This window comes from Methylocapsa palsarum (assembly GCF_900114285.1).
Lineage (GTDB): Bacteria > Pseudomonadota > Alphaproteobacteria > Rhizobiales > Beijerinckiaceae > Methylocapsa > Methylocapsa palsarum.
The window spans coordinates 25,901-46,206 of the sequence record NZ_FOSN01000020.1 but is presented as its reverse complement, the minus strand read 5'-3'; the positions used below and the strand labels follow the sequence as shown (position 1 = coordinate 46,206).

Here is a 20,306-nt window from a genome sequence, read left to right as displayed (position 1 = left end):
AATCCACAAAGTCAATCGCGGCAGATCGGCGCTGAAAATGCAACAGCTGCAGCGGACCAGCTAATTGCAAAGCGTTGCGTGAGACACTACACTAGCATGGCGAACGCAAGAACCGGCGGCCTTCATGATAAACCCGGCCCCGTTCAGGGGCGTGCGTCGGACCCGCCCCGCCGGCCGCCGCCGCCAGCGCAATCCCGTGCGTCAATGCTTCGGGAGAGCCTGTTCGGGAGCTTTGGCGCAGGCGTTCTAACCCTTTGCGGTCTGCTGCTGATCGTTTTTTTGCTGCCGCCCGCGCTCAAATTCATGGTTCTTGACGCGGTCTGGTCGGCTCCTGACGGGGAACTCTGCCGGGCGCCCGGGGCAGGGGCGTGCTGGGCGTTCATCTGGCGAAAATTGCCTTATTTCACTTACGGGTCTTATCCGCCTGCAGAGCGCTGGCGGGTCGACCTGACGATGATTTTGGGCGGAGCGCTGATCGGCTGGCAGCTTTGGCTCGGCGCGCCCGCGCGCAGGACGGCCGCGCTCCTGTTTTTTCTGCTCTATCCGATCGTCGGGTTTGTGCTGCTTCACGGCTCGCCCGCGCTCGGCCTCGCCCGGGTGGACACCGACTTGTGGGGAGGCGTCTTCGTCAGCCTTCTCGTCGCGACGGTCGGCATCGTCTTCTCGTTGCCGTTGGGCATTCTGCTCGCGCTTGGACGCCGTTCGACGCTGCCGGCCCTCAGCGCCGTATGCGTCGGGTTTATCGAAATCATGCGCGGCGTGCCCATGATCACGGTGCTGTTCATGGCCAATACGATGCTGCCGTTGTTTGTCCCGGAGGATCTTGCCCCCGACCGGCTCATTCGCCCTTTGATCGGCGTTGCGCTGTTTGCATCGGCCTACATGGCGGAGGTGGTGCGTGGCGGCCTCCAGGCGGTTCCGGCCGGACAATACGAAGCCGCTCAGGCGCTCGGGCTCCGGCCTTGGCCGGCACTGCGCGTCATCGTACTACCGCAGGCCTTGGGTCATGTCATTCCGGGCATCGTGAATACGTTCATCGGCCTTTTCAAGGACACGACGCTTGTCGCGATTGTGGGCGTGTTCGACTTTCTGCGCACGATCGACTCGGCCCGGCTCGATCCGGTCTGGTCCGGTCCAACGATTTCCGTGACCGGTTATGCGTTCGCCGCGCTGTTTTATTTTGCATTCTGCTTTGGAATGTCGCGCTACGCGCTTTCCGTCGAGCGCAGGCTCGCGCGAAGCCGGGCCCGATAGACATGACGATCGCCCGCTCCCCTGATCCGAATGTCGCCGCGATCGAAATGGTCGCCGTCAACAAATGGTTTGGCGCGTTTCACGCCCTCCGCGACATCGACCTGACCGTGGCCAATGGCGAAAAGATCGTGATCTGCGGTCCGTCCGGCTCGGGCAAATCCACTCTCATCAGATGCGTCAACCGGTTGGAGACCCATCAAGGCGGCAAGATCTTTGTTGAAGGAAAGGAACTGACGAGCGACCTTCGCCGGGTCGAAAGGATTCGCCGCGACGTCGGCATGGTGTTCCAGCATTTCAACCTGTTTCCTCACCTGACGATTCTCGAAAACTGTGTTCTGGCGCCGGTTCGCGTGCTCAAGCTGGCGCCGGAAAAGGCCCGGTCGATCGCGCTGCATTACCTCTCGAAGGTCCATATTCCCGAGCAGGCGGACAAATATCCCGGCCAATTGTCCGGCGGCCAGCAACAACGCGTCGCGATCGCGCGCGCGCTCTGCATGAATCCCAAGATCATGCTGTTCGACGAGCCGACGTCGTCGCTCGACCCCGAAATGGTCAAGGAGGTCCTCGACGTCATGGCGGAACTCGCCCGCGAAGGCATGACCATGATCTGCGTGACCCACGAGATGGGTTTTGCGCGGCGGGCCGCCGACCGCATCATTTTCATGGACGCGGGCGCGATCGTCGAAGTCAGTCGTCCGGCGGAATTCTTCGACGCCCCAAAGCATCAGCGAACCAGGCGTTTTCTGGACAAGATCCTGAAATAGGCGCCCTGGAGCCAGGGTGAGCCGAACACGTTTTCGCCCTGGAGCTGAACGAGCGGTGAATCGGACGCTCATGTGAGCTTCAGCACCGACATGCAAGGCTTCTCAACCTTACAGTCGCTCCGGGCTGCAAGTTCCGGCCCGACCGCTTCGATGGCGAAGGAGGGAGACAACATGAACATTTCGAAATTTGCGTTGGCCGCCGCGCTCAGCCTCGGCGCTCTTGGCCTCGAGGGAGAGGCGGCTTCGGCGTTGCCGATGAGCGGGCTCGCGCCCCCACTCAGGACTGACGGAGCCGCGACGTCTGTTCAGGATGTGCGCTGGATCTGCGGGCCCTATGGCGGGTGCCGTTGGGCGCCGGGCTGGCGCTATTGGGGCCCGCCGCGTCCATGGGGCCCCTATGGCTTCTACCGGCCATGGCGTCGCCACTACGGTTGGGGCGGTTACTACCGTCATTATTGGTGACGGCGTCCCGTCGGCAAGGCTGACGCAATGCTGCCCTGCACGTTGATCGAGCCAAGGCGCCTCCCGCGCCGGGGCTTTTCTTGAGCGCCGTTACGCTATTGGTGTGGTCCGATCGGAGAGTTGAGGTTGAAGCCAACCTCTGACTGATCGGATAAGGCGCCGGCGCACCGCTTGGCGATCGCTGGCGGAGCGTCATCATAAAGGGAGCCTCATCATAAAATATGCCGCCGCCGTAGATCCGTGCGCGTTAATGCACGCTTAAGATGCGAAACAGATTACGCTGACGCCTGTGATCGGCCGCTCGACCCAATGATTGGCCCAACGCTCGGCCCAAGACGCCTACGTGTGTTAATCCTCAGTGGGTGTGTGGCGAACCGGGCGATCTTTCCGATTCAATTGCAGCGGGCCGGCGCGAAATATACGCCGTTGGAACAATTGACCGTCGCGTCGGCTGAAAATTATCTGCGAACAACAATTTCTGGTGTTGTGCCCACTATAGATTCGAAACGAAATTTGTGCCAACAACGAGAATCATCGTGAGTCGTGTTCAAGCGATTTGCGGGCAACTCTTTGGATAAGCAAAGGCGTCATGGAAACTGTACTCGAACGCATCCGTGCGAAAATCACCGACCTGGAAGCGAAAATCGCCGATCTTCGCATTACCGAGCGAGAGATCGAGACGCTCGAAAAGCCCGCTTCGGCCGCGAAGCGCAAACCCCGCACGACCAAACCCGCGCCTGTTGTGAAGCAAAAACGTAAAGCGTCGGCGAAAGCGGCGGGCGAACCGCGCCAGACGATCGGAACGGCCGTGACGGACGTGTTAGGCAAGCATGGCGCGTCGCAAGTCGCCGAGATCGCCGAACACATCCAGGCGGCTGGAAGAGCGATTGACCGGCGCGCGATCTCCTTCACGCTTCAGGCGTTGAAAAAGCGCGGTCTTGTCAAGAGCGCCGAGGGCAAGTGGTTGCTCGCCAAGGCTCGCGCCAGCCGAGCGGAGTAAAATGGCTCGCGGCGGCGTCTTCTGGCGACGTTCCGCCTGTTCACGGAAAGACCGGCGCCTTGGTCTGAAAAAGGCTGGAAGCTAGCCTTTTTCATCCCGCCGAAGGATCGCGTCGACGGCGAGGTGGACTTTGTTCTGAAACCCTTCGTCCTCGCCCTTGGCCAACAATCCGGCGTAATCCGCGGCGGCGGCACAGACGCCGTCAACCCACTGCGCTTCCGCCTTGGCGAAATCTCCCAGCACATAATTGTGCACGAGCGCCTTGTCGCCCGGATGTCCGATGCCAATTCGCACGCGGCGGTAGTCGTTGCCGACGTGTTCGGTCACGGATCTCAGCCCGTTGTGGCCGGCGTTGCCGCCGCCTGTCTTGACCCGCACTTTGCCTGCCGGCAAGTCGAGTTCGTCGTGAAACACGACGATGTCGGAGAGAGCGATCTTGTAAAATCGCGCCGCCTCCCCCACCGATTGACCGGACAGATTCATGAATGTTCCGGGCTTGAGCAGCGTAACGCGCTCGCCGGCAAGCGTGATTTCGCTCGCGTGGCCCTGGAAGCGCGCGCGAAACGAAGGCGCCCCATGCTTCACCGCGACGGCGTCGATCGCTTTGAAGCCTATGTTGTGGCGGTTGCCGGAATAGGCTTTCCCGGCGTTTCCGAGGCCGACAAACAGAAGCATGGCGCCGGCTCACGACAGGCGCGTCAGACGCGCGAATCAAAAACCCGCCCTCTGGCTGACCGGAGGGCGGGTTTTCAGGAAGGTTATTTTTTCTTCGGCGCGGCCTTCTCGGCCGGGGCTGCGGCCGCGGCTTTCGGAGCAGCTTTGCCTCCTTTGGCGCCCGCGGCGGCTGCGGCTGCGGCGGCTGCCGGATCTTCCGCGACGACGAGGGGCGGCGTGATCGTCGCTATCGTGAAGTCGCGATCGCGGACGGTCGGCTTGCAGCCGTCCGGAAGGGCGATGGCCGAAATGTGGAGCGAATCATTGATGTCGAGCGTCGCCAAATCGGCGACGATCGCCTCGGGAATGGCGTCGGCGGGCGCGCGCATCTCCACCGCGTGGAGAACGATATTGAGAGCGCCGCCTTTCTTGATGCCGGGGCAGGTTTCATGATTGATGAAATGCACCGGAACCTGAACCCGCAATGTTCCGCCAGGCTTCAGCCGAAGAAAGTCGACGTGAAGCGGCTGGTCCTTGACCGGATCCAGCTGGTAATCGCGCGGGATCACGCGCTGCTTGGCGCCGCCGACGTCGATTTCGTAAATCGTCGTCAGAAAATGCCCCGCATAGATGAGCTTGTTCAGTTCGCGGTAATCCAGCGTGATCGGTTCGGCGGCGTCGCCGCCGCCATAGATAACGCCCGGTATGCGGCCTTCACGGCGTACGCTGCGGGCGGCCCCCTTGCCTGTCCCAGCGCGCGCAGTGGCCGTCAGAGTCCTGATCTCGGCCATAATGTCTCTCGTCCTTGGATGTTCGCCTCGGTCATCGAAGCGGAAATAATGACGCGCCCTCGCCTCCAGGGGTGTCGGAAGGGACGCGATCGGGCTTATAACGTCGCGGCGGCGAAGGCGCAATGTCGGCGTAGCCGCTGCGGGGGACCGCCCCGAACCCTGGCCGGAGCCGTCATCGCAAAATCGCTGAGATGGGGCCTTCCCGGAAAATGACCCATGATGATGACCCGTGACGATGAGACGGCAAATGAGGGCGCGGCCTCCCGCGCGGTTCACTCCCGTCTGCGCGCGCTGATCCGGCGCGACGAGCTCGGCGTCATCGGCTTAGCGTTCACGGTCGGCGCGGCCGCAGGCCTCTTCGTCGCCGCGATAACCGCAGCCGCGAACCTCCTGCATCTGAATTTCTTCGGCGCCCCGCATCTCAGCGGCCTCTTCAGGCTCGAGACGCCGCTGATAGCGCTGGTTCCGGTCTTGGGCGGAGTTCTGATCGGGCTTTCCGGGATATATGTTCGCAAACGTCGCCCGCTCCGGCCGGTCGATCCGATCGAGGCCAACGCCCTGCGCGGCGGCAGGATGTCGCTTAAGGACAGCCTTGTCATCACGGCGCAGACGATAACGTCGAACGGATTTGGCGCTTCGGTCGGTCTCGAGGCCGCGTTCACACAATTGGGGTCGGGCTTCGGATCCTGGCTCGGCGGCCTGTTCCACCTCCGGCGGGCCGATATGCGCACCCTCGTCGCCTGCGGTTCGGCGGGAGCGATCGGCGGAGCGTTCGGCGCGCCCCTGACAGGCGCCTTCTACGCCTTCGAGCTTATCCTCGGGGCCTACACCCCGTTCGGCCTTGCTCCGGTCGGCGCGGCCGCGATCGGCGGCGTCCTGGTCTGCCGCCTGCTCGGGACGGGCGTCGAATTCGTGCGTCCGGCGGAGGCGGCCTCGCTCATATCGAACCTGGATCTGGCGCTTTTGATGCTGCTGGGCGTCCTCTGCGCCGGCTTCGGGATCGCCATCATGCGCGCTGTCTCGCTGGTCGAGAGCGTTTTCGCCCGCAGCGGCGTTCCCCGCGCGCTTCAGCCATGCTGTGGCGGCCTCATCGTGGGCGGCCTTGCTTTGCTGACGCCGCAGGTTCTGGCTTCGGGACATCGGGCTCTGTTCAATCTTTTTTCGGCGGGCGGCCCGCCGATCTCCACAATCGCCGCCATTTTGTTGCTCAAGGCTCTGGCGTCCTCGGTTTCGATCGGCTCCGGTTTCCGCGGCGGGCTTTTTTTCGCTTCGCTTTTTCTTGGCGGCATGATGGGCAAGGTCTTCGCCGCCGCCGTCGTCTCGGCCGCGTGGCTGCCTGCGGCGGACGTCTTTGTCTTCACCATCGTCGGGATGGCCGCCATGGGCGTCGCGATTGTGGGCGGACCCTTGACGATGAGCTTTCTGGCGCTCGAGACGACCGGAGACTTTCCTTTGAGCCTCGTCATGCTCGCCGTCTCCGCCGTCGTTTCGGTGATCGTCCGGCGCGCTTTCGGCTATTCGTTTGCGACGTGGCGCCTTCATTTGCGCGGCGAATCGATTCGCAGCGCCCAGGACGTCGGCTGGATTCGCGCCCTGACCGTCGCTCATCTGATGCGGAAGGACGCAGGCCCGGTCCTCGCGACGCTTCCGATCAGTGAATTCGTGCGCGAACATCCGTTCGAAACGGCGCAATGGATCGCCCTTTCCGACGCCGCCGGCCGCTACGCCGGTCTGGTTTTCATTCCTGACGCCCTGATCGCGAACGCGGACCCGCAGGCGAGTCAGAACAGTCTCGAAACATTGGCGGTCAACCGCGACGTGGTCTTGGTTCCGTCGATGAACATCAAGGATGCGGCGCAGATTTTCGAAGAGGCGGAGAGCGAATGCCTTGTCGTGGTGAGCGACGGCGGCGACCGCCGCGTCGTCGGCCTGCTGACGGAGTCGCATCTGCTTCGCCGGTATACCGAAGAGCTCGACCGGGCGCATCGCGAGCTGTCGGGCGAGGTCTGGACAGTCAGCCCCTAAAGCATATTCCGATTGGATTGAACCAATCCAATCGACAAGAATATGCTCAAGCTTTTGACTCTTGAGCGATTTCTGATCGATCGCATGACGTCATGCGATCGGAAAGCGCTCAAGGACAACCGAGCCGGCGCGGCCGGCGCCGCCTGCAAGAACCTGCAAGAGCCTGCAGCCTTGACGGTGATCGCGCAAAACCGCTATATTCATAATGCTTTGCTTTACATTCGTAACATCAAGTCAATACGTAATGCTTTAGAGTGTGGTCGTTGGTAGATGTCGGTAGATTAAGCCAGCCGCCCTTCATGATTCCATCGCGTCTCCGTGACAAAGAAATTTCAGCGATGGCGCGGCGTTGCGAACAAGGCCGGCGCGGGCGAAACTGACTTCCGCGCCTGCGGCGAAAGCCTGAAGCGGCGGCTCGAGCGCTTTCCGATCGCATGACGTCATGCGATCGATCAGAAATCGCTCCAGAATCAGTGGTTTGAGCATATTCTTTTCGATTGGATTGATTCACTCCGACCGGAATATGCTCTAGCTGGATGGATCGGTGAAATAAATGAGCGACGCGCTTACGCAGGATCAATCGACACGTCAGACGGAGTCCCCATCGGAAACCGCGCCGGAGAACGAGGATTATATTTCCATCGGCGGCGTAAAGTTGCGTCTTGATGAAATCATCAATGAAGAGTTTCTGGCTCCGAAAAAAATCAGAGAATTGGGCGAAACCTTCAGTAATAACTCGCCCTTTCCGCACTGGTCTTTGAAAACCTGTTCTCTCCGAAGCTTCTGGAGTTGATGCACGATGATTTCGACTCGCTGAAATGGACGAATTGGCGCCATTACGATAATGCGAATGAATTGAAGCGGGGGTCCATGCCCAATACGCGCTTTGGAAGCGCGACCCAGCTTTATTTCAATACGATTTATTCCGGCGTTTTTCTGAAGTTTTTGACGGAAATGACCGGCGTCAAAGGACTCGTCACTGACCCCGAATTCCATGGAGGCGGATTGCACGACATCCCCGCCGGCGGGAAATTCGGCATGCATATCGATTTCAACCAGCATCCCATCACAAAGCTTGCCAATCGATTTGTGCTGATCACCTACCTCAACAAGGATTGGGCGCCGTCTTATGGCGGGGCGCTCGAATTATGGGATGTCGACGAGCAAACCTGCAAAGTCGCAGTCGAGCCGACGTTCGGCCGAACGGTTCTTTTCTATCAATCCTCCAGAAGCCTGCACGGTCATCCAAAGCCGGTCAACACGCCAAACGGCAGGACGCGCCGCTCCGCCGCCGCGTATTTTTACACAAACGGCCGGGCGGACGAGGACAGTTCCGAGTTTCACACGACTTTGTTTCCTGTGTCGATCAAGCTTTCGCAACGGGACAGGGCGGTCAATGCGGCAAAATATTTGCTGCCGCCGGTAGTGTTCGACGCAGGACGAAAGCTGAAGGCGATGCTCCGCCGCCGCTGATGATCGGCCTCCCGGGCCGCGCCAAGGCGCGGCTTATACCGAGGCGGTTGCGCAGAGCGCTTTCCGATGGATTCACTACCATCGGGATATGCTCTAGTGTGATTCGCGCCTGCGATAGCGCCGGACGGCTCCGGGAAAGCCGCGGGCCTGACGCCGTCCGCGCATTGTCCGCAAAACAAGAGGCCGCCGCCTTGCCGATCGCCCCAGGTCTTGCTGGATCCGAAAGCCGCCTTGTCGAGGCGACGAGCCGTCCCGACGATCAAGATCCGCCATTGCGGCCTTTGAGCCTCGACGATTTCACCGGCCAGGGGCCCGCGCGCGCCAATCTGAAAGTATTCATCGAGGCGGCGAAGTCGCGTCGCGAGGCCCTCGATCATGTCCTTTTCTGGGGACCTCCAGGACTTGGCAAGACCACCCTCGCGCAGATCGTCGCGCGGGAGCTTGGCGTCAATTTCCGTTCGACGTCGGGGCCGGTGATTGCAAAGGCGGGCGATCTCGCCGCCCAGCTCACTGCGCTCGAGGACAGAGACGTCCTGTTTATCGATGAAATTCACCGCCTGAACCCGGCTGTCGAGGAAATTCTCTACCCTGCGATGGAGGATTTCCAGCTTGATTTCATGATCGGCGAGGGGCCGGGAGCGCGGTCGGTCAAACTTGACCTTGCAAAGTTTACCCTCATCGGCGCGACAACGAGAGCAGGACTGCTCACGACGCCTTTGCGCGATCGTTTCGGAATTCCGATCCGGTTGTCGTTCTACGGGGTCGCGGATCTCGAACTCATCGTGCGGCGCGGGGCGAAGGTTCTTCGCATCGCGATGTCGGAAGACGGCGCCAATGAAATTGCCAAGCGAGCGCGCGGAACCCCGCGCATTGCCGGCCGCCTGCTTCGCCGGGTGCGCGATTTCGCCGCGGTCGAGGACGCGCAAGCAATCACGCGGAGCGTCGCCGACAGGGCGTTGCGTCTGCTCGAAGTCGATCCCGCCGGGCTCGATCAGATGGATCGCCGTTATCTCGATCTGATTGCGGTTTCTTTTGGCGGCGGTCCTGTCGGGGTCGAAACCATCGCCGCCGCGCTGTCCGAGCCGCGCGATGCGATCGAAGACATTATCGAGCCTTTTTTGATCCAGTGCGGCTTCGTGCAACGGACGCCGCGCGGCCGGCTTTTGACCCAACATGCGTTCGCGCATCTGGGGTTGCACGCGCCTGCCCGCGATCTCAATCAGCCCGGCTTGTTTACGGAAACGGAGGACGCCGACCTGAGCTGAGCGAATGCTCCATCCCATCTCGGAATTTTGCTCGGGACCGCCGCGTTCCCGACGACCCAACCTCCGATAAACGTCTGCGGAGCATCTTCCGATTGGAATCCAATCGATCCAATCGACAAGACTATGCTCGAGCTTTTTGAATCCGGAGCGATTTCTGATCGACCGATGATCACATTCGGCCGGAAAGCGCGCTAGACGGGAGCGCCGACGGCCGACGCCGCGTCTTCGGCGTCCACCTGCTCAAGCAGCGGCCGGAGATAATCAGCGATCAAGGCCGCGCCGTCGCCGAGAAAAACATCTTCATGCCAGCCGGGAATACGCTTTCTCAAGATTTTGCCGTGGCCGGCGCTGGTCCAGCCCATGTCAGGATCAGCGAAGCGTGTGATGATTTCGTCACTCTGCAACAGCACGAGATCGGCAGGCGAAGGAGACGCGCGATAGCGGCTTTCCGCCGCCGCCAGCGCCAGCAGGAAAAGCCATGTCTCCCGGTCGTCCTTGCCTGTCTGCGAGGGATCGATGACCCCGAGCCATGCTGCGAACTCCAGAATTCTGCATTTCCTGACAAGCGTGAAGTAAGAGAGCACTTCAGCCAGCGAGGCTTTCCTGTGAACCAAAAGCGAGATCCGGTGGCGAAGAACGTGCGCCCGATAGATGGCCTTGGCGACGAACCTGTTCAGCGGCGGCAGGCGTTGCTCATATCCTGGCGCCCAAGTGTCGGCCATTATAATGACGGGCGTTGACTCGCCGGCCTCGCGGAGCTGGCGTGCCGCTTCATAGGCGATGGCTCCGGCGACGCAGAGGCTCAGCAGAACATAGGGACCGTGTGGTCGCGCCTGGCGGATCAAACGCACGTAATCGGCCGCTATTTCTTCCAGGGAAGCTGTCGGGTCGGGGCGAGGATCATCGGGATTGAACAGCCGGATGCCGATGAACGGCCGGTCAGTTCCAAGTCGCCCTGCAAGTTTATGGTACATGAGTGTGTTGTGTATGGCGATGATGGGCGTCTTCGCGCCATAGGGTTGAATTTGAACGATGCACGAGTCCTCTTTGGGAGGCTCGACGGCCGACAGGAGGCGGGCGAACTGGCGCAGGGTAGGCGCCTGAAAAAGGGCCGCGACGCCGAGTTTGACTCCTGTGGTTTTGGCGATGCGGGCGATGAGCCGCATGGCGAGCAACGAGTGTCCGCCCAGATCGAAGAAATTCGAGTCCGGGCCAATCTCGGAGACGCCGAGAACCTGTCGCCAGATCTCGGCCAGTTTGTCTTCGTCCGGCGTCAGGCTGGAGTCGGCGTGCGAGGCGGCGGCGCGGCGCGGCGCCGGCAGCTGTCGGCGATCGACTTTGCCGTTTGGCGTCAGGGGAAACGAATCCATGACGACGAAAGCGGCGGGAACCATGTGTTCGGGCAGTCTCGTCCGCAACGCCTCGAGGATGGCGGCGCCGAACGCGTCCTCTCCGGTCGGGTAAACCGGCCTGACCGGCTTGAGATAGGCGGCGAGGCGGGTGGTCTCCGGCTCCTGAAGACGCGTAACGAGCGCATCGGAGAGACGGCGGTCGGCGCGCAGGGCGTTCTCGATTTCGTCAAGTTCGACGCGTTTCCCGTTGATCTTGACCTGCCGGTCCGTCCGGCCCAGAAATTCGATCAGCCCATCGGAACGCCGCCGCGCTTGATCGCCTGTCAAATAGAGCCGCTCGGAGGGGGCCCTCTTGAACGGTCGCTGAATGAATTTTTCCTGCGTCAGGTCGGGCCGGTTCAGATAACCTAGCGCCAGTCCGTCTCCGGCCACGCACAGCTGCCCGACTTCGCCGTCCGCGACGGGTTTGAAATCGGCGCCGAGGATCAAGACCTCGGTGTGAGCGATCGGCAGGCCTATCGGCAACGAGCCGCCGCCCCAGCCGTGGCGCGGTATTTCATAGCAGCAGCTAAACGTTGTGTTTTCGGTCGGTCCGTATCCATTGACCAGAATCGTTTCGGGCAGCGCGGCGAGCGCTTTCTCGACATGCGGCGGAGAGAGAACATCGCCGCCGGCGAGAATGCGGCGGAGCTGGCGCAGATCAGCCAGCTGATAATCGACCAGAAGGTGAAACAGTCCGGCGGTGAACCACGCTGTCGTCACGCCAAAACGTCTGATCGTATCGCCGATCTGTTGAAGCGAAGGGCGAGCCGCGCGCTCGATCGCGATGCTCCCGCCGTTCAGCAACGCTCCCCAGATTTCGAATGTGCTGGCGTCAAAGGCGAGCGGCGCCATATGAAGGAAAACCTCGTCCCGCCCGAAATTCGCGTAGGTCTGCTCCCGCACGAGACGCACGATGCCGCGATGGGGAATCAGGACGCCTTTGGGGCGTCCGGTAGACCCCGACGTGTACATCACGTAGGCGACGTCGCCGGCGTTTCGTTCAACGTCGAGGGGGCAGCTGCTCTCGTAGGCCGCCGTCGCCAGAGCATTTTCCAGTTCCACAAACCTGATGTTGTCGAACTTTCCGGCGCCGAATGTCTCCATCAACCCCAAAGGTCGCTGCGTCAGGACGAGCGCCGGACGGCAATCGTCGAGCATGAAATCGAGGAGGTCTTGGGGGTAGGTTGGGTCAAAGGGCGCGTAAGCGGCTCCGGCCTTGAGGATCGCGAGCAACGCCACGATCGTTTCCGCCGAACGATCTGCAAGCACGCCGACGAAATCGCCCGGCTTGACGCCAAGGCTCTGCAGACGCTTCGCCAGCTGGTTCGAGTCGAGATCGAGTTCGCGGTAGGTGAGCCGCTGTTCTTCGTCAAGAATAGCGGGCGCGTCAGGGGTCGCCTGCGCTTGCGCCGAAAAAACCGAATGGACGCTCGCCGATCTGGAGTATTTCGCGACGCCGGGGGCGCCCGACGCAAAGTCGAACAAGGCGCGGCGCGGGACGGAACTCGGAAGCGCGGAGGATCGCAAAAAAGGGCGCCTTTCTGACAACGAACGGCTCTGCGCTATCTCGAAGCTGTTGCTCATGACCAAGCCTTAATCCACGTAAATCGATGATGATCAATCATCCCGAACGCTCGCTGACGCTCGTGGCGAACGTCGGCACTTTTGACTCAAAAATCTAATCTTGGACGTGCAGAACGATTACAGTTTGACCTTTTGCGTCTTCGATCTTCGGTAGACGCGACGCCGACTCGATTGGCGCGCGCTATTCGTTTTCGGCAAAATCGCGGAGACGCCTCGAGACTGAACGTTAGGTCCGGCGGGCGGCGGCCGCATCAGGCACGGGCAAGCTCGTTGGGGAAATGTCGTCGGGCCCTTCCGGAGCAAGGTTTCATGCTCAACGCCACTGTATATTTCAACGTCGTCACAAAAGACTACGCGAAAACCCTCACGGGCGCCGCGTCGGACCCGGCGGTCGCCCGCGAATCGAAATATTATCTGGCGAACATCGGCAAGATTCAGTCGGTCGACGCCTTCATGAAAAACGACCGGCTCTACACGTTCGCGATGAAAGCGTTCGGCCTGAGCGACATGATGAACGCCAAGGCGCTGATCCGCAAAGTTCTGGAGGGCGGGGTCGCCGACAGTAAAAGCCTCGCGAATACATTGCATGACCCTCGTTACAAGGCGCTCGCGACCGCCTTGAATTTCGCCAGCGACGGAGCTTCGGCGACGAGCCCGACGGCGGCCCGGCAGGGAGTCGTGAATCAATACGTCGAACAATCGCTGGAAGCCAATGTCGGCAAACAGAACACCGGCGCGCAGATGGCGCTTTACTTTCAGCGAATGGCTCCCGGAATCACCAGCGCCTACAGCATTCTTGGCGACAAGACCTTGCTGAACGTTGTCGAGACCGCGCTTGGATTGCCGGCGTCGATGTCGCAACAAAACATCGATTCGCAGGCGAAGATGATCAATGCGCGCTTGAAAATCAGCGATCTGCAAAGCCCCGTCAAGCTGCAACGGTTCCTTGAGCGCCTCACGGCGACTTACGATTCGCAGCATTCGTCGGGCGCCTCGTTGAGTCCGACCTCGGCCCTCGACGTGACGTCGCCTGGAATCAGTCAGGATCTTCTTCTCAGCATCGCAAATTTGAAACTTGGAGGTCCCTGAATGCAGTCCGGACTCTACGTTACTCTTTCAGCCCAAATCGCGATCGACCGGCGGCTGGCGACGATCGCGGCCAATGTCGCCAATCAGAGCACGCCCGGCTATCGGGCCGAGGAGGTTCGATTCAAGGCGCTATTGTCGCGCGCGGGAGATCGCCCGGTGGCCTTTTCCTCAGCAGGAGAATCCTACATCTCGCGCCGTCAGGGCATCGCGATCAAGACCGACAACCCGCTCGATGTTTCCGTGCAAGGCGAGGGATGGATCGCGCTTCAGACCCCGACCGGAAATGTCTACACCCGGGATGGACGGATGCGGATGAACGCCGCAGGCGGACTGGAAAGCTTGACCGGCTACCCTGTGCTCGACGCCGGAAACGCGCCCATTCTTCTCAATCCGGACGATGGACCGCCGACCATCGCGCAAGACGGCATGATCACGCAGAATTCCGCTCAGATCGGCGCGATCGGCCTTTTCAGCCTCGACGCCGACGCCAAGCTCCAGCGCTACGACAATTCGGGCGTCATCCCCGACCGGCCGGCGTCTCCCATTCTCGACTTCTCCAACAATGGCTTCGCCCAGGGCTATGTCGAAGGCGCGAATGTCAATCCAATGCTGGAAATGGCGAAGCTGATCACGATCTCGAGAACCTTTCAAAACATCGCGTCGGCGACCGAAGGATCTGAATCGTCCTTGACCGACGCCATCAAGACGCTTGGCTCCACGACGTGAGGCCGACCCCGCTCGACCGCCTGGCGGCCGTCGCGGAAGAGGCATGCGGCGCCACGGCCCTCGTTCGCGTCCGCGGCGCTATTTCCGAAGTGACGCCCTCTCACGCCGGCGTTCTGGGACTGTCGCGATTTGTTCAACTCGGGGACTGCGTCTCCTTCGCGTCCGCGGATGGGGAACGCCTTGCCGAGGTTGTCCGCATCGACACCGACAGCATCACGATCAAATCGTTTGACGCGTCGAACTTCGCTCGGCTCGGCGATATGGTCTGTTGCGCCGGGCCGTTGCGTCTCGCCCCGGATCCAAACTGGAAGGGGCGGGTGATCAACGCGCTTGGCGCGCCAATCGACGGCGCGGGAGCACTGACGCGCGGCGACAGGATGATTCCGATCGACGCGCCTCCGCCGCCCGCGATGCGCCGCGCCCGCGTCGCGACGCCCCGCAAGACGGGAGTGCGCGTCATCGATCTCTTCACGCCGCTCTGCGCCGGCCAGAGGATCGGGATCTTCGCGGGCTCCGGCGTTGGCAAATCCACTCTTCTGGCGATGCTGGCCGCCTCGATCGATTTCGACGCGGTCGTCGTGGCGCTCGTCGGCGAGCGCGGGCGCGAGGTGCGCGAATTTCTCGACGACGCGATGGCGATGAATCGCTCCCGCGCGATCGCCGTCGTCGCGACGGGGGACGAGAGCCCGACGATGCGGCGCCTTGCGCCAAAGACGGCGATGGCAATCGCGGAATATTACCGCGACCTCGGCGAATCGGTTCTGCTGATCGTCGATTCGGTGACGCGGTTCGCCCATGCCGCGCGCGAAATCGCCCTGGCCGCCGGAGAGCCGGCGGTGGCGCGCGGCTACGCGCCGAGCGTCTTCAGCGATCTGCCGAAGCTGCTTGAGAGAGCAGGTCCGGGCGTGGAAGGCGCGGGGTCGATCACCGGCGTCTTTTCGGTTCTCGTCGACGGGGACGACCACAATGATCCCGTCGCCGACGCGATTCGCGGCGCGCTCGACGGGCACATCGTCCTTGATCGCGCCGTGGCGGAGCAGGGGCGCTACCCGGCTGTGAACGTGCTCGCCTCGATCTCGCGGCTGGCGCAATGCGCATGGACCGACGACCAGCATAGCCTCGTCCTGAAGTTGCGCGGGCTCATCGCGCGTTACGAGGACACCCGGGATCTCCGCCTGATGGGCGGCTACAGGGAAGGCGCCGATGCGGACCTCGATCAGGCCGTGACGCTCGTTCCCAAGATTTACGCGGCCATGATGCAGTCGTTGAAATCGGAGCCGAGCAAGGACGCCTTCCGGGAGCTCGCGCAGATCATGCAAAAATCATAAACAGGGATGAGAGCCGAGGTCGCGCGGGCCCCGGTTTTCAAAATCCGGAGTCATGCTTCGCTCATCACTGGCTGTCGTTGATGAGGCTGGCGTTGCCGCCAACGGCGGCGGTGTTAATCGAGACTGTTTGTTCGACAAAGAATCGGTCGAGATAGTGCGGTCCCCCCGCCTTTGGCCCTGTCCCCGACAGGTTAAACCCTCCGAACGGCTGGGTTCCGACGACGGCGCCGATCATGTTGCGGTTGACGTAGCAGTTTCCCGCAAGCCGCCGGCTGGCGATATGTTCGATCACGGCGTCGATGCGGGATTGAATTCCAAGCGTCAGTCCGAAATTCAGCGCCGCAATTTCATCCAGCAGGGCGTCGAGCTCGTCCGCCCTGTAGCGGACTACATGCAGGATGGGCCCGAACACTTCGTGATCGAGGTCGCTCACGCTGGCGATTTCGAAAATGTGAGGCGCGACGTAATATCCTCCGGCGGGCGCGGATGGCGCCGCGCCCTTGAAATGCGCGCGGGCGGTCCGGTTCATGACCTCGATATGAGCGATGAGGCTCGCTTGCGCCGCGGAATCGATGACCGGACCCACATCGACGCCCAGATCCCGCGGATCGCCGACAGTGAGTTCGCGCGCCGCGCCGGCGATCATCGTGAGCAGTTTGCCGGCGATGTCCTCCTGGACGCAAAGCAGGCGCAGCGCCGAACATCGTTGTCCGGCCGAACGGAACGCGGAGGCGATGACGTCGTCGCTGACCTGCTCGGGCAGAGCCGTCGCGTCGACGATCATCGCGTTGAGCCCTCCCGTTTCGGCGATCAGGGGCGCGATTGGTCCATCCCTCGCGGCGAGGGCCCGGTTGATTTTTGTCGCGGTCTGCATGGAGCCGGTGAATGCGACCCCGGCGACACCCTCGAGGGCCGTCAGTCCGGCCCCGATGTCTCCGCCTCCAGGCAACAGGTTTAGCGCCGCGCCCGGCGCGCCGGCGCGATGCAGCAGCTCGACGGCTTGCGCCGCGATCAGCGGCGTCTGTCCGGCGGGCTTGGCGATCACGCTATTGCCCGCCGCGAGCGCCGCCGCGACCTGACCGATGAAGATCGACAGTGGAAAATTCCACGGACTGATGCAAATGACGACGCCCCGGCCGTGACAGAGGAGGCGGTTGTCTTCCCCGGTCGGCCCGGGCAGCGCGATCGCCTTTTGGAAACGCCGCTTCGCCTCGAAAGCATAATAGCGGCAGAAATCGATCGCCTCCCGCCATTCGCCAATTGCGTCGTCGAGGGTTTTCCCGGCCTCGGTCTGGAGCAGACGCAGCCAGCGCGGCGCGTCGTTTTCGAGGGCGAGGGCCGCGCGTTCGAGACAGGCCGCGCGCGCTTCCGCCGGTGTGCGGGACCAGAGCGCGAAACCGGCGCGCGCCGCCTCCAGCGCCTCGAGACAAAGTAGGGGTCTTGTCTCATAGACGGCGCCGAGGGGGGAGCCGTCGATCGGAGAGACGAGGTCGCGCCGGTCGCCGTCGCGCCGCGCGCCGGCGATCAGCGGAGCCGCCTCGTGCGCGGGCGCCGCCACCGCGATGTTCGACATGAGGGCGTCGAGGTCGCGCCGGTCGCCGAATTCGACGCCCCTCGCGGTCCGCCTGGAAGGCGCGTGGAGATCCTGCGGCAGAGGCAGGTTCAAGGCCCCCGCGCGCTCGGCTTTGCCGATGATGGTCCGCGGACGCGTCAACAGCTCGGCGATGGGCGCGTGCGGATCGCTGACGCGCGCGACGAACGAGGAATTGGCTCCATTTTCGAGCAGGCGGCGCACGAGATAGGCGAGCAGATTTTCATGTGGGCCGACGGGCGCGTAAATGCGGCGCGGAAGTTGGGGGCAGGCGGCGTGAAGCTCGGCGAAAAGCTCTTCGCCCATGCCGTGAAGGCGCTGAAATTCATAGCCTTTGACGCCGCCCGCAGCTTCGATGATGGTCGCGATGCTCAACGCATTATGGGTCGCGAACTGCGGAGAGATGCAATCCCGCAAGGCGAGCAGCCGGCGGGCGCAGGCGATGTAGTTCAGGTCTGTCATCGCCTTGCGGGTGAACACCGGATAGCCGGCGAGGCCGCGCTCTTGCGCGCGCTTGACCTCCGTATCCCAATAGGCGCCTTTGACGAGCCTCGCCGTCAGCCGGCGCCGATGCGTCCGCGCTTGCGCGGCGACATGGTCGATCACGGCCAGGGCGCGCTTCTGGTAGGCCTGGATGGCGAGGCCGAAACCGGCCCAATCCTCAAGAAGCGGATTTTCGATCAGGGCGTCGATGACGTCCAGCGACAATTCGAGGCGATCGGCCTCCTCCGCGTCGATGGTGAAGTTCAGTCCGCGCCGTTTGGCCATCGTCGCGAGCTCCTCGACGCGAGGCGTCAGCTCGGCGAGAACCCGGGCGCGCGATCGCGGCTCATAGCGCGGGTGCAGCGCGGAGAGCTTGACGGAAATGCCCATCTCTCCGGGGGCTCGATGATGACGACTTGCCGAGCGGGCGATCATGTCGATCGCATGGGCGTAGGAAGCGAAATAACGGTCGGCGTCGGCCTGCGCGCGCGCGCCCTCGCCCAGCATGTCGAATGAATAATGATAGAGGCGGCCCTCGCGCGAGGACGCGCGGTCCAGGGCGTCCTCGATGGTTTGGCCGAAGACGAAATGCGAACCCATGAGCCCGATCGCCTGGCGCGCCGCCGCCCTGACCGCGCCCATGCCAAGACGGCGCGCCATTTCTGCGGCGACCCCCTGCGCATTCTTGCCTTTTTCGATGACCCGCGCGGAAACGCCCAGCGCCCAGGCGGCCGCCGATACGAGAAGCGCCTCGGAGCCGGACGCGTTCAGGTTCCAATGCGCGCTCGAGAGCTTGTCGTCGATCAGCCGGTCGGCGGTGAAATTGTCCGGCACGCGCAAGAGGGCTTCGGCGAGGACCATCAGCGCGAGGCCTTCTTCCGACGAGAGCGAATATTCGCGCAGGAGATCCTCGACGCCGCCGATGCGGCCTGGCTTCGCGCGGACCGCCGCGATCAATCGCCCCGCCAGTTCGTCAATGCGCGCCTCGGCCGCCGGATCGAGCGGCGCGAAGGCCAGCAGCGCGGCGGCGATAGGCTCGTCGGGCGGCGCATAAGGCGCGGCGAAAGGGGACAGGGCGGCGTCGGAGGTCATCGCGGTTTCTTCAAAAACGTGACGCGAGCGAAGGGTCAAAACTCATCGATGAACATAGGCCCGGGCGTCGCGCCTCGCGCCCTGCCGCCGGCCGGACAGACCTCGTCGAGGGCGTCATGGAAGACCTCCACCGCATGGAGAAGATCGCCCTCCTCGATAACCAGCGGCGGCGCGAATCGAATGACGCGCTCATGCGTTTCCTTGGTCAGGACGCCGCGCCGCAGCATCGCGAGGCAGACGTCCTTCGCCTTCGCCCGGTCATGGTCGAGTTCGACGCCGACCCAAAGGCCCTTGCCGCGAACCTCGATGATCGCCGGATGGCCGTTGCTCTGGATCGCCTCCTTCAGGGATTTGCCGAGGACGAAGCTTCTTTGCGCCAGATCCTGCTCTTCGAGCACCCGGATCGCCTCGCGGCCCACCGCGGCGGCGAGCGGGTTGCCGCCGAAGGTGGACCCGTGGCTTCCCGCGTCGAAAACGTCCATGACGCTCCGGCGCGCGAGGAAGGCGGAGACGGGGATCAGTCCGCCGCCGAGCGCCTTCCCGACGATCAAGCCGTCAGGCCTGGCGTTTTCGTATTGGAAGCAGAAATTCTTGCCGGTGCGGCCGAAGCCGGACTGAACTTCGTCGAAAATCAGCAGAACGCCATGAGCGTCGCAAATCCGCCGCAGCTGCGAAAGGTAGCCTTCGGGCGGAACGATGACTCCGGCCTCGCCCTGGATCGGTTCGATCAGGATGGCGGCGGTGCGCGGGCTGATCAAGGCTTCCAGCGCCTCCGCGTCGCCGTAAGGGGCGACGACGAAGCCGGGCGCGAAAGGACCGAATCCGCGCCTCGCGGCGGGATCGGTCGAAAAACCGACGATCGTGGTCGTGCGGCCATGGAAATTATCCGCCGCGACGATGATTTCCGCGCTGTTTTCGGGGATCGAAAGCCGCTCGTAGCCATACCGGCGAGCGGCCTTGATCGCGGTCTCCACCGCCTCGGCGCCGGTGTTCATGGGCAGGCACGCCTCGAGGCCGGTCAGATTGGCGAGGGCTTCGCAAAAATATCCGAGATTGTCGGAATGAAACGCGCGCGACACGACGTCAATTCGGTCAAGCTGGCGCTTCATGGCCTCGACGAGGCGCGGGTGGAGATGACCGAAACTCGCCGCCGAATAGGCGCTCATCATGTCGATGTAGCGCCTGCCTTCGAGATCGAAAACATGAGCCCCTCGCCCGGTGGCGAGCGCAACGGGAAGCGCGGCATAGTTTTTCGCCCCGAAATGATCCTCGATGTCTATAATATGCTGCAGGGACATCAGGCCGCCTCCGGCGAAATGGTCTGATCAAAA

The 20,306-nt window shown here is 62.5% G+C and carries 18 protein-coding genes; 12 read left to right on the top strand and 6 right to left on the bottom strand.

Features of this window, described 5'->3' with window-relative positions:
- Window positions 1-96: 96 nt before the first annotated feature.
- The 4 genes from BM177_RS16745 (at window position 97) to BM177_RS16730 (ending at window position 3,480) form a co-directional block, all read left to right on the top strand.
- Window positions 97-1,254: an amino acid ABC transporter permease gene (locus BM177_RS16745; RefSeq protein ID WP_091685898.1), complete on the top strand. Its 1,158-nt coding sequence runs from the start codon at window positions 97-99 to the stop codon at window positions 1,252-1,254.
- 2 nt (window positions 1,255-1,256) lie between these two features.
- The gene (locus tag BM177_RS16740) at window positions 1,257-2,018 is read left to right on the top strand and encodes an amino acid ABC transporter ATP-binding protein (RefSeq protein ID WP_091685896.1); all 762 of its coding nucleotides are present in this window, start codon (window positions 1,257-1,259) and stop codon (window positions 2,016-2,018) included.
- Window positions 2,019-2,189: 171 nt separating this feature from the next.
- Window positions 2,190-2,480, top strand: coding sequence for a hypothetical protein (locus tag BM177_RS16735; RefSeq protein ID WP_139223688.1), 291 nt, complete (start codon window positions 2,190-2,192; stop codon window positions 2,478-2,480).
- Window positions 2,481-3,069: 589 nt separating this feature from the next.
- Window positions 3,070-3,480: a hypothetical protein gene (locus BM177_RS16730; RefSeq protein WP_091685892.1), complete on the top strand. Its 411-nt coding sequence runs from the start codon at window positions 3,070-3,072 to the stop codon at window positions 3,478-3,480.
- A gap of 81 nt (window positions 3,481-3,561) precedes the next feature.
- Here BM177_RS16730 and pth read toward each other — a convergent pair whose 3' ends face one another.
- Window positions 3,562-4,155 (bottom strand): aminoacyl-tRNA hydrolase, encoded by a 594-nt coding sequence (gene pth, locus BM177_RS16725; RefSeq protein WP_091685890.1) that lies wholly within the window; start codon window positions 4,153-4,155, stop codon window positions 3,562-3,564.
- 83 nt (window positions 4,156-4,238) lie between these two features.
- Window positions 4,239-4,925 carry a 50S ribosomal protein L25/general stress protein Ctc gene (locus tag BM177_RS16720; protein ID WP_091685887.1) on the bottom strand — a complete coding sequence of 229 codons (687 nt, stop codon included), beginning with the start codon at window positions 4,923-4,925 and terminating at the stop codon, window positions 4,239-4,241.
- 216 nt (window positions 4,926-5,141) lie between these two features.
- Between BM177_RS16720 and BM177_RS16715 the strand changes: the two genes are divergently transcribed.
- Together BM177_RS16715 and BM177_RS16710 are read left to right on the top strand one after the other, a co-directional pair.
- On the top strand, window positions 5,142-6,950 hold the full coding sequence (locus BM177_RS16715) for a chloride channel protein (RefSeq protein ID WP_244532398.1): 1,809 nt from the start codon (window positions 5,142-5,144) through the stop codon (window positions 6,948-6,950).
- A gap of 42 nt (window positions 6,951-6,992) precedes the next feature.
- Window positions 6,993-7,220: a hypothetical protein gene (locus BM177_RS16710; RefSeq protein ID WP_091685884.1), complete on the top strand. Its 228-nt coding sequence runs from the start codon at window positions 6,993-6,995 to the stop codon at window positions 7,218-7,220.
- Window positions 7,221-7,247: 27 nt separating this feature from the next.
- On the opposite strand, the gene BM177_RS16705 is transcribed toward BM177_RS16710, so the two are convergent.
- The gene (locus tag BM177_RS16705; protein ID WP_091685882.1) at window positions 7,248-7,436 is read right to left on the bottom strand and encodes a hypothetical protein; all 189 of its coding nucleotides are present in this window, start codon (window positions 7,434-7,436) and stop codon (window positions 7,248-7,250) included.
- Between the two features lie 67 nt (window positions 7,437-7,503).
- Here BM177_RS16705 and BM177_RS16700 point away from each other — a divergent pair, with 67 nt between their 5' ends.
- The 3 genes from BM177_RS16700 (at window position 7,504) to ruvB (ending at window position 9,688) form a co-directional block, all read left to right on the top strand.
- Window positions 7,504-7,743: a hypothetical protein gene (locus BM177_RS16700; RefSeq protein WP_091685879.1), complete on the top strand. Its 240-nt coding sequence runs from the start codon at window positions 7,504-7,506 to the stop codon at window positions 7,741-7,743.
- Window positions 7,743-8,423, top strand: a complete 681-nt coding sequence (locus tag BM177_RS16695; protein WP_091685878.1) for a 2OG-Fe(II) oxygenase — start codon at window positions 7,743-7,745, stop codon at window positions 8,421-8,423. The genes BM177_RS16700 and BM177_RS16695 overlap by 1 nt, the downstream gene beginning before the upstream one ends.
- Before the next feature lie 272 nt (window positions 8,424-8,695).
- A complete protein-coding gene (ruvB, locus tag BM177_RS16690; RefSeq protein ID WP_425284426.1) occupies window positions 8,696-9,688 on the top strand; it encodes a Holliday junction branch migration DNA helicase RuvB in 993 nt (330 codons plus the stop codon).
- Window positions 9,689-9,879: 191 nt separating this feature from the next.
- On the opposite strand, the gene BM177_RS16685 is transcribed toward ruvB, so the two are convergent.
- Window positions 9,880-12,609, bottom strand: a complete 2,730-nt coding sequence (locus BM177_RS16685; RefSeq protein ID WP_175492664.1) for an amino acid adenylation domain-containing protein — start codon at window positions 12,607-12,609, stop codon at window positions 9,880-9,882.
- 366 nt (window positions 12,610-12,975) lie between these two features.
- Here BM177_RS16685 and BM177_RS16680 point away from each other — a divergent pair, with 366 nt between their 5' ends.
- From BM177_RS16680 to fliI, 3 genes are read left to right on the top strand one after another with little or no spacing between them, the layout of a single operon-like run.
- A complete protein-coding gene (locus BM177_RS16680; RefSeq protein ID WP_091685873.1) occupies window positions 12,976-13,755 on the top strand; it encodes a DUF1217 domain-containing protein in 780 nt (259 codons plus the stop codon).
- Window positions 13,756-14,481: a flagellar basal-body rod protein FlgF gene (gene flgF / locus BM177_RS16675; RefSeq protein WP_091685870.1), complete on the top strand. Its 726-nt coding sequence runs from the start codon at window positions 13,756-13,758 to the stop codon at window positions 14,479-14,481. It abuts the gene before it with no gap.
- Window positions 14,478-15,809: a flagellar protein export ATPase FliI gene (gene fliI, locus BM177_RS16670; protein ID WP_091685867.1), complete on the top strand. Its 1,332-nt coding sequence runs from the start codon at window positions 14,478-14,480 to the stop codon at window positions 15,807-15,809. Before flgF ends, fliI begins: the two co-directional genes overlap by 4 nt.
- A gap of 64 nt (window positions 15,810-15,873) precedes the next feature.
- Here fliI and putA read toward each other — a convergent pair whose 3' ends face one another.
- A complete protein-coding gene (putA, locus tag BM177_RS16665; protein WP_091685905.1) occupies window positions 15,874-18,975 on the bottom strand; it encodes a bifunctional proline dehydrogenase/L-glutamate gamma-semialdehyde dehydrogenase PutA in 3,102 nt (1,033 codons plus the stop codon).
- Between the two features lie 35 nt (window positions 18,976-19,010).
- Complete coding sequence (rocD, locus tag BM177_RS16660) at window positions 19,011-20,273, bottom strand: ornithine--oxo-acid transaminase (protein WP_091685865.1); 1,263 nt, start codon at window positions 20,271-20,273, stop codon at window positions 19,011-19,013.
- Between the last annotated feature and the right edge of the window lie 33 nt (window positions 20,274-20,306).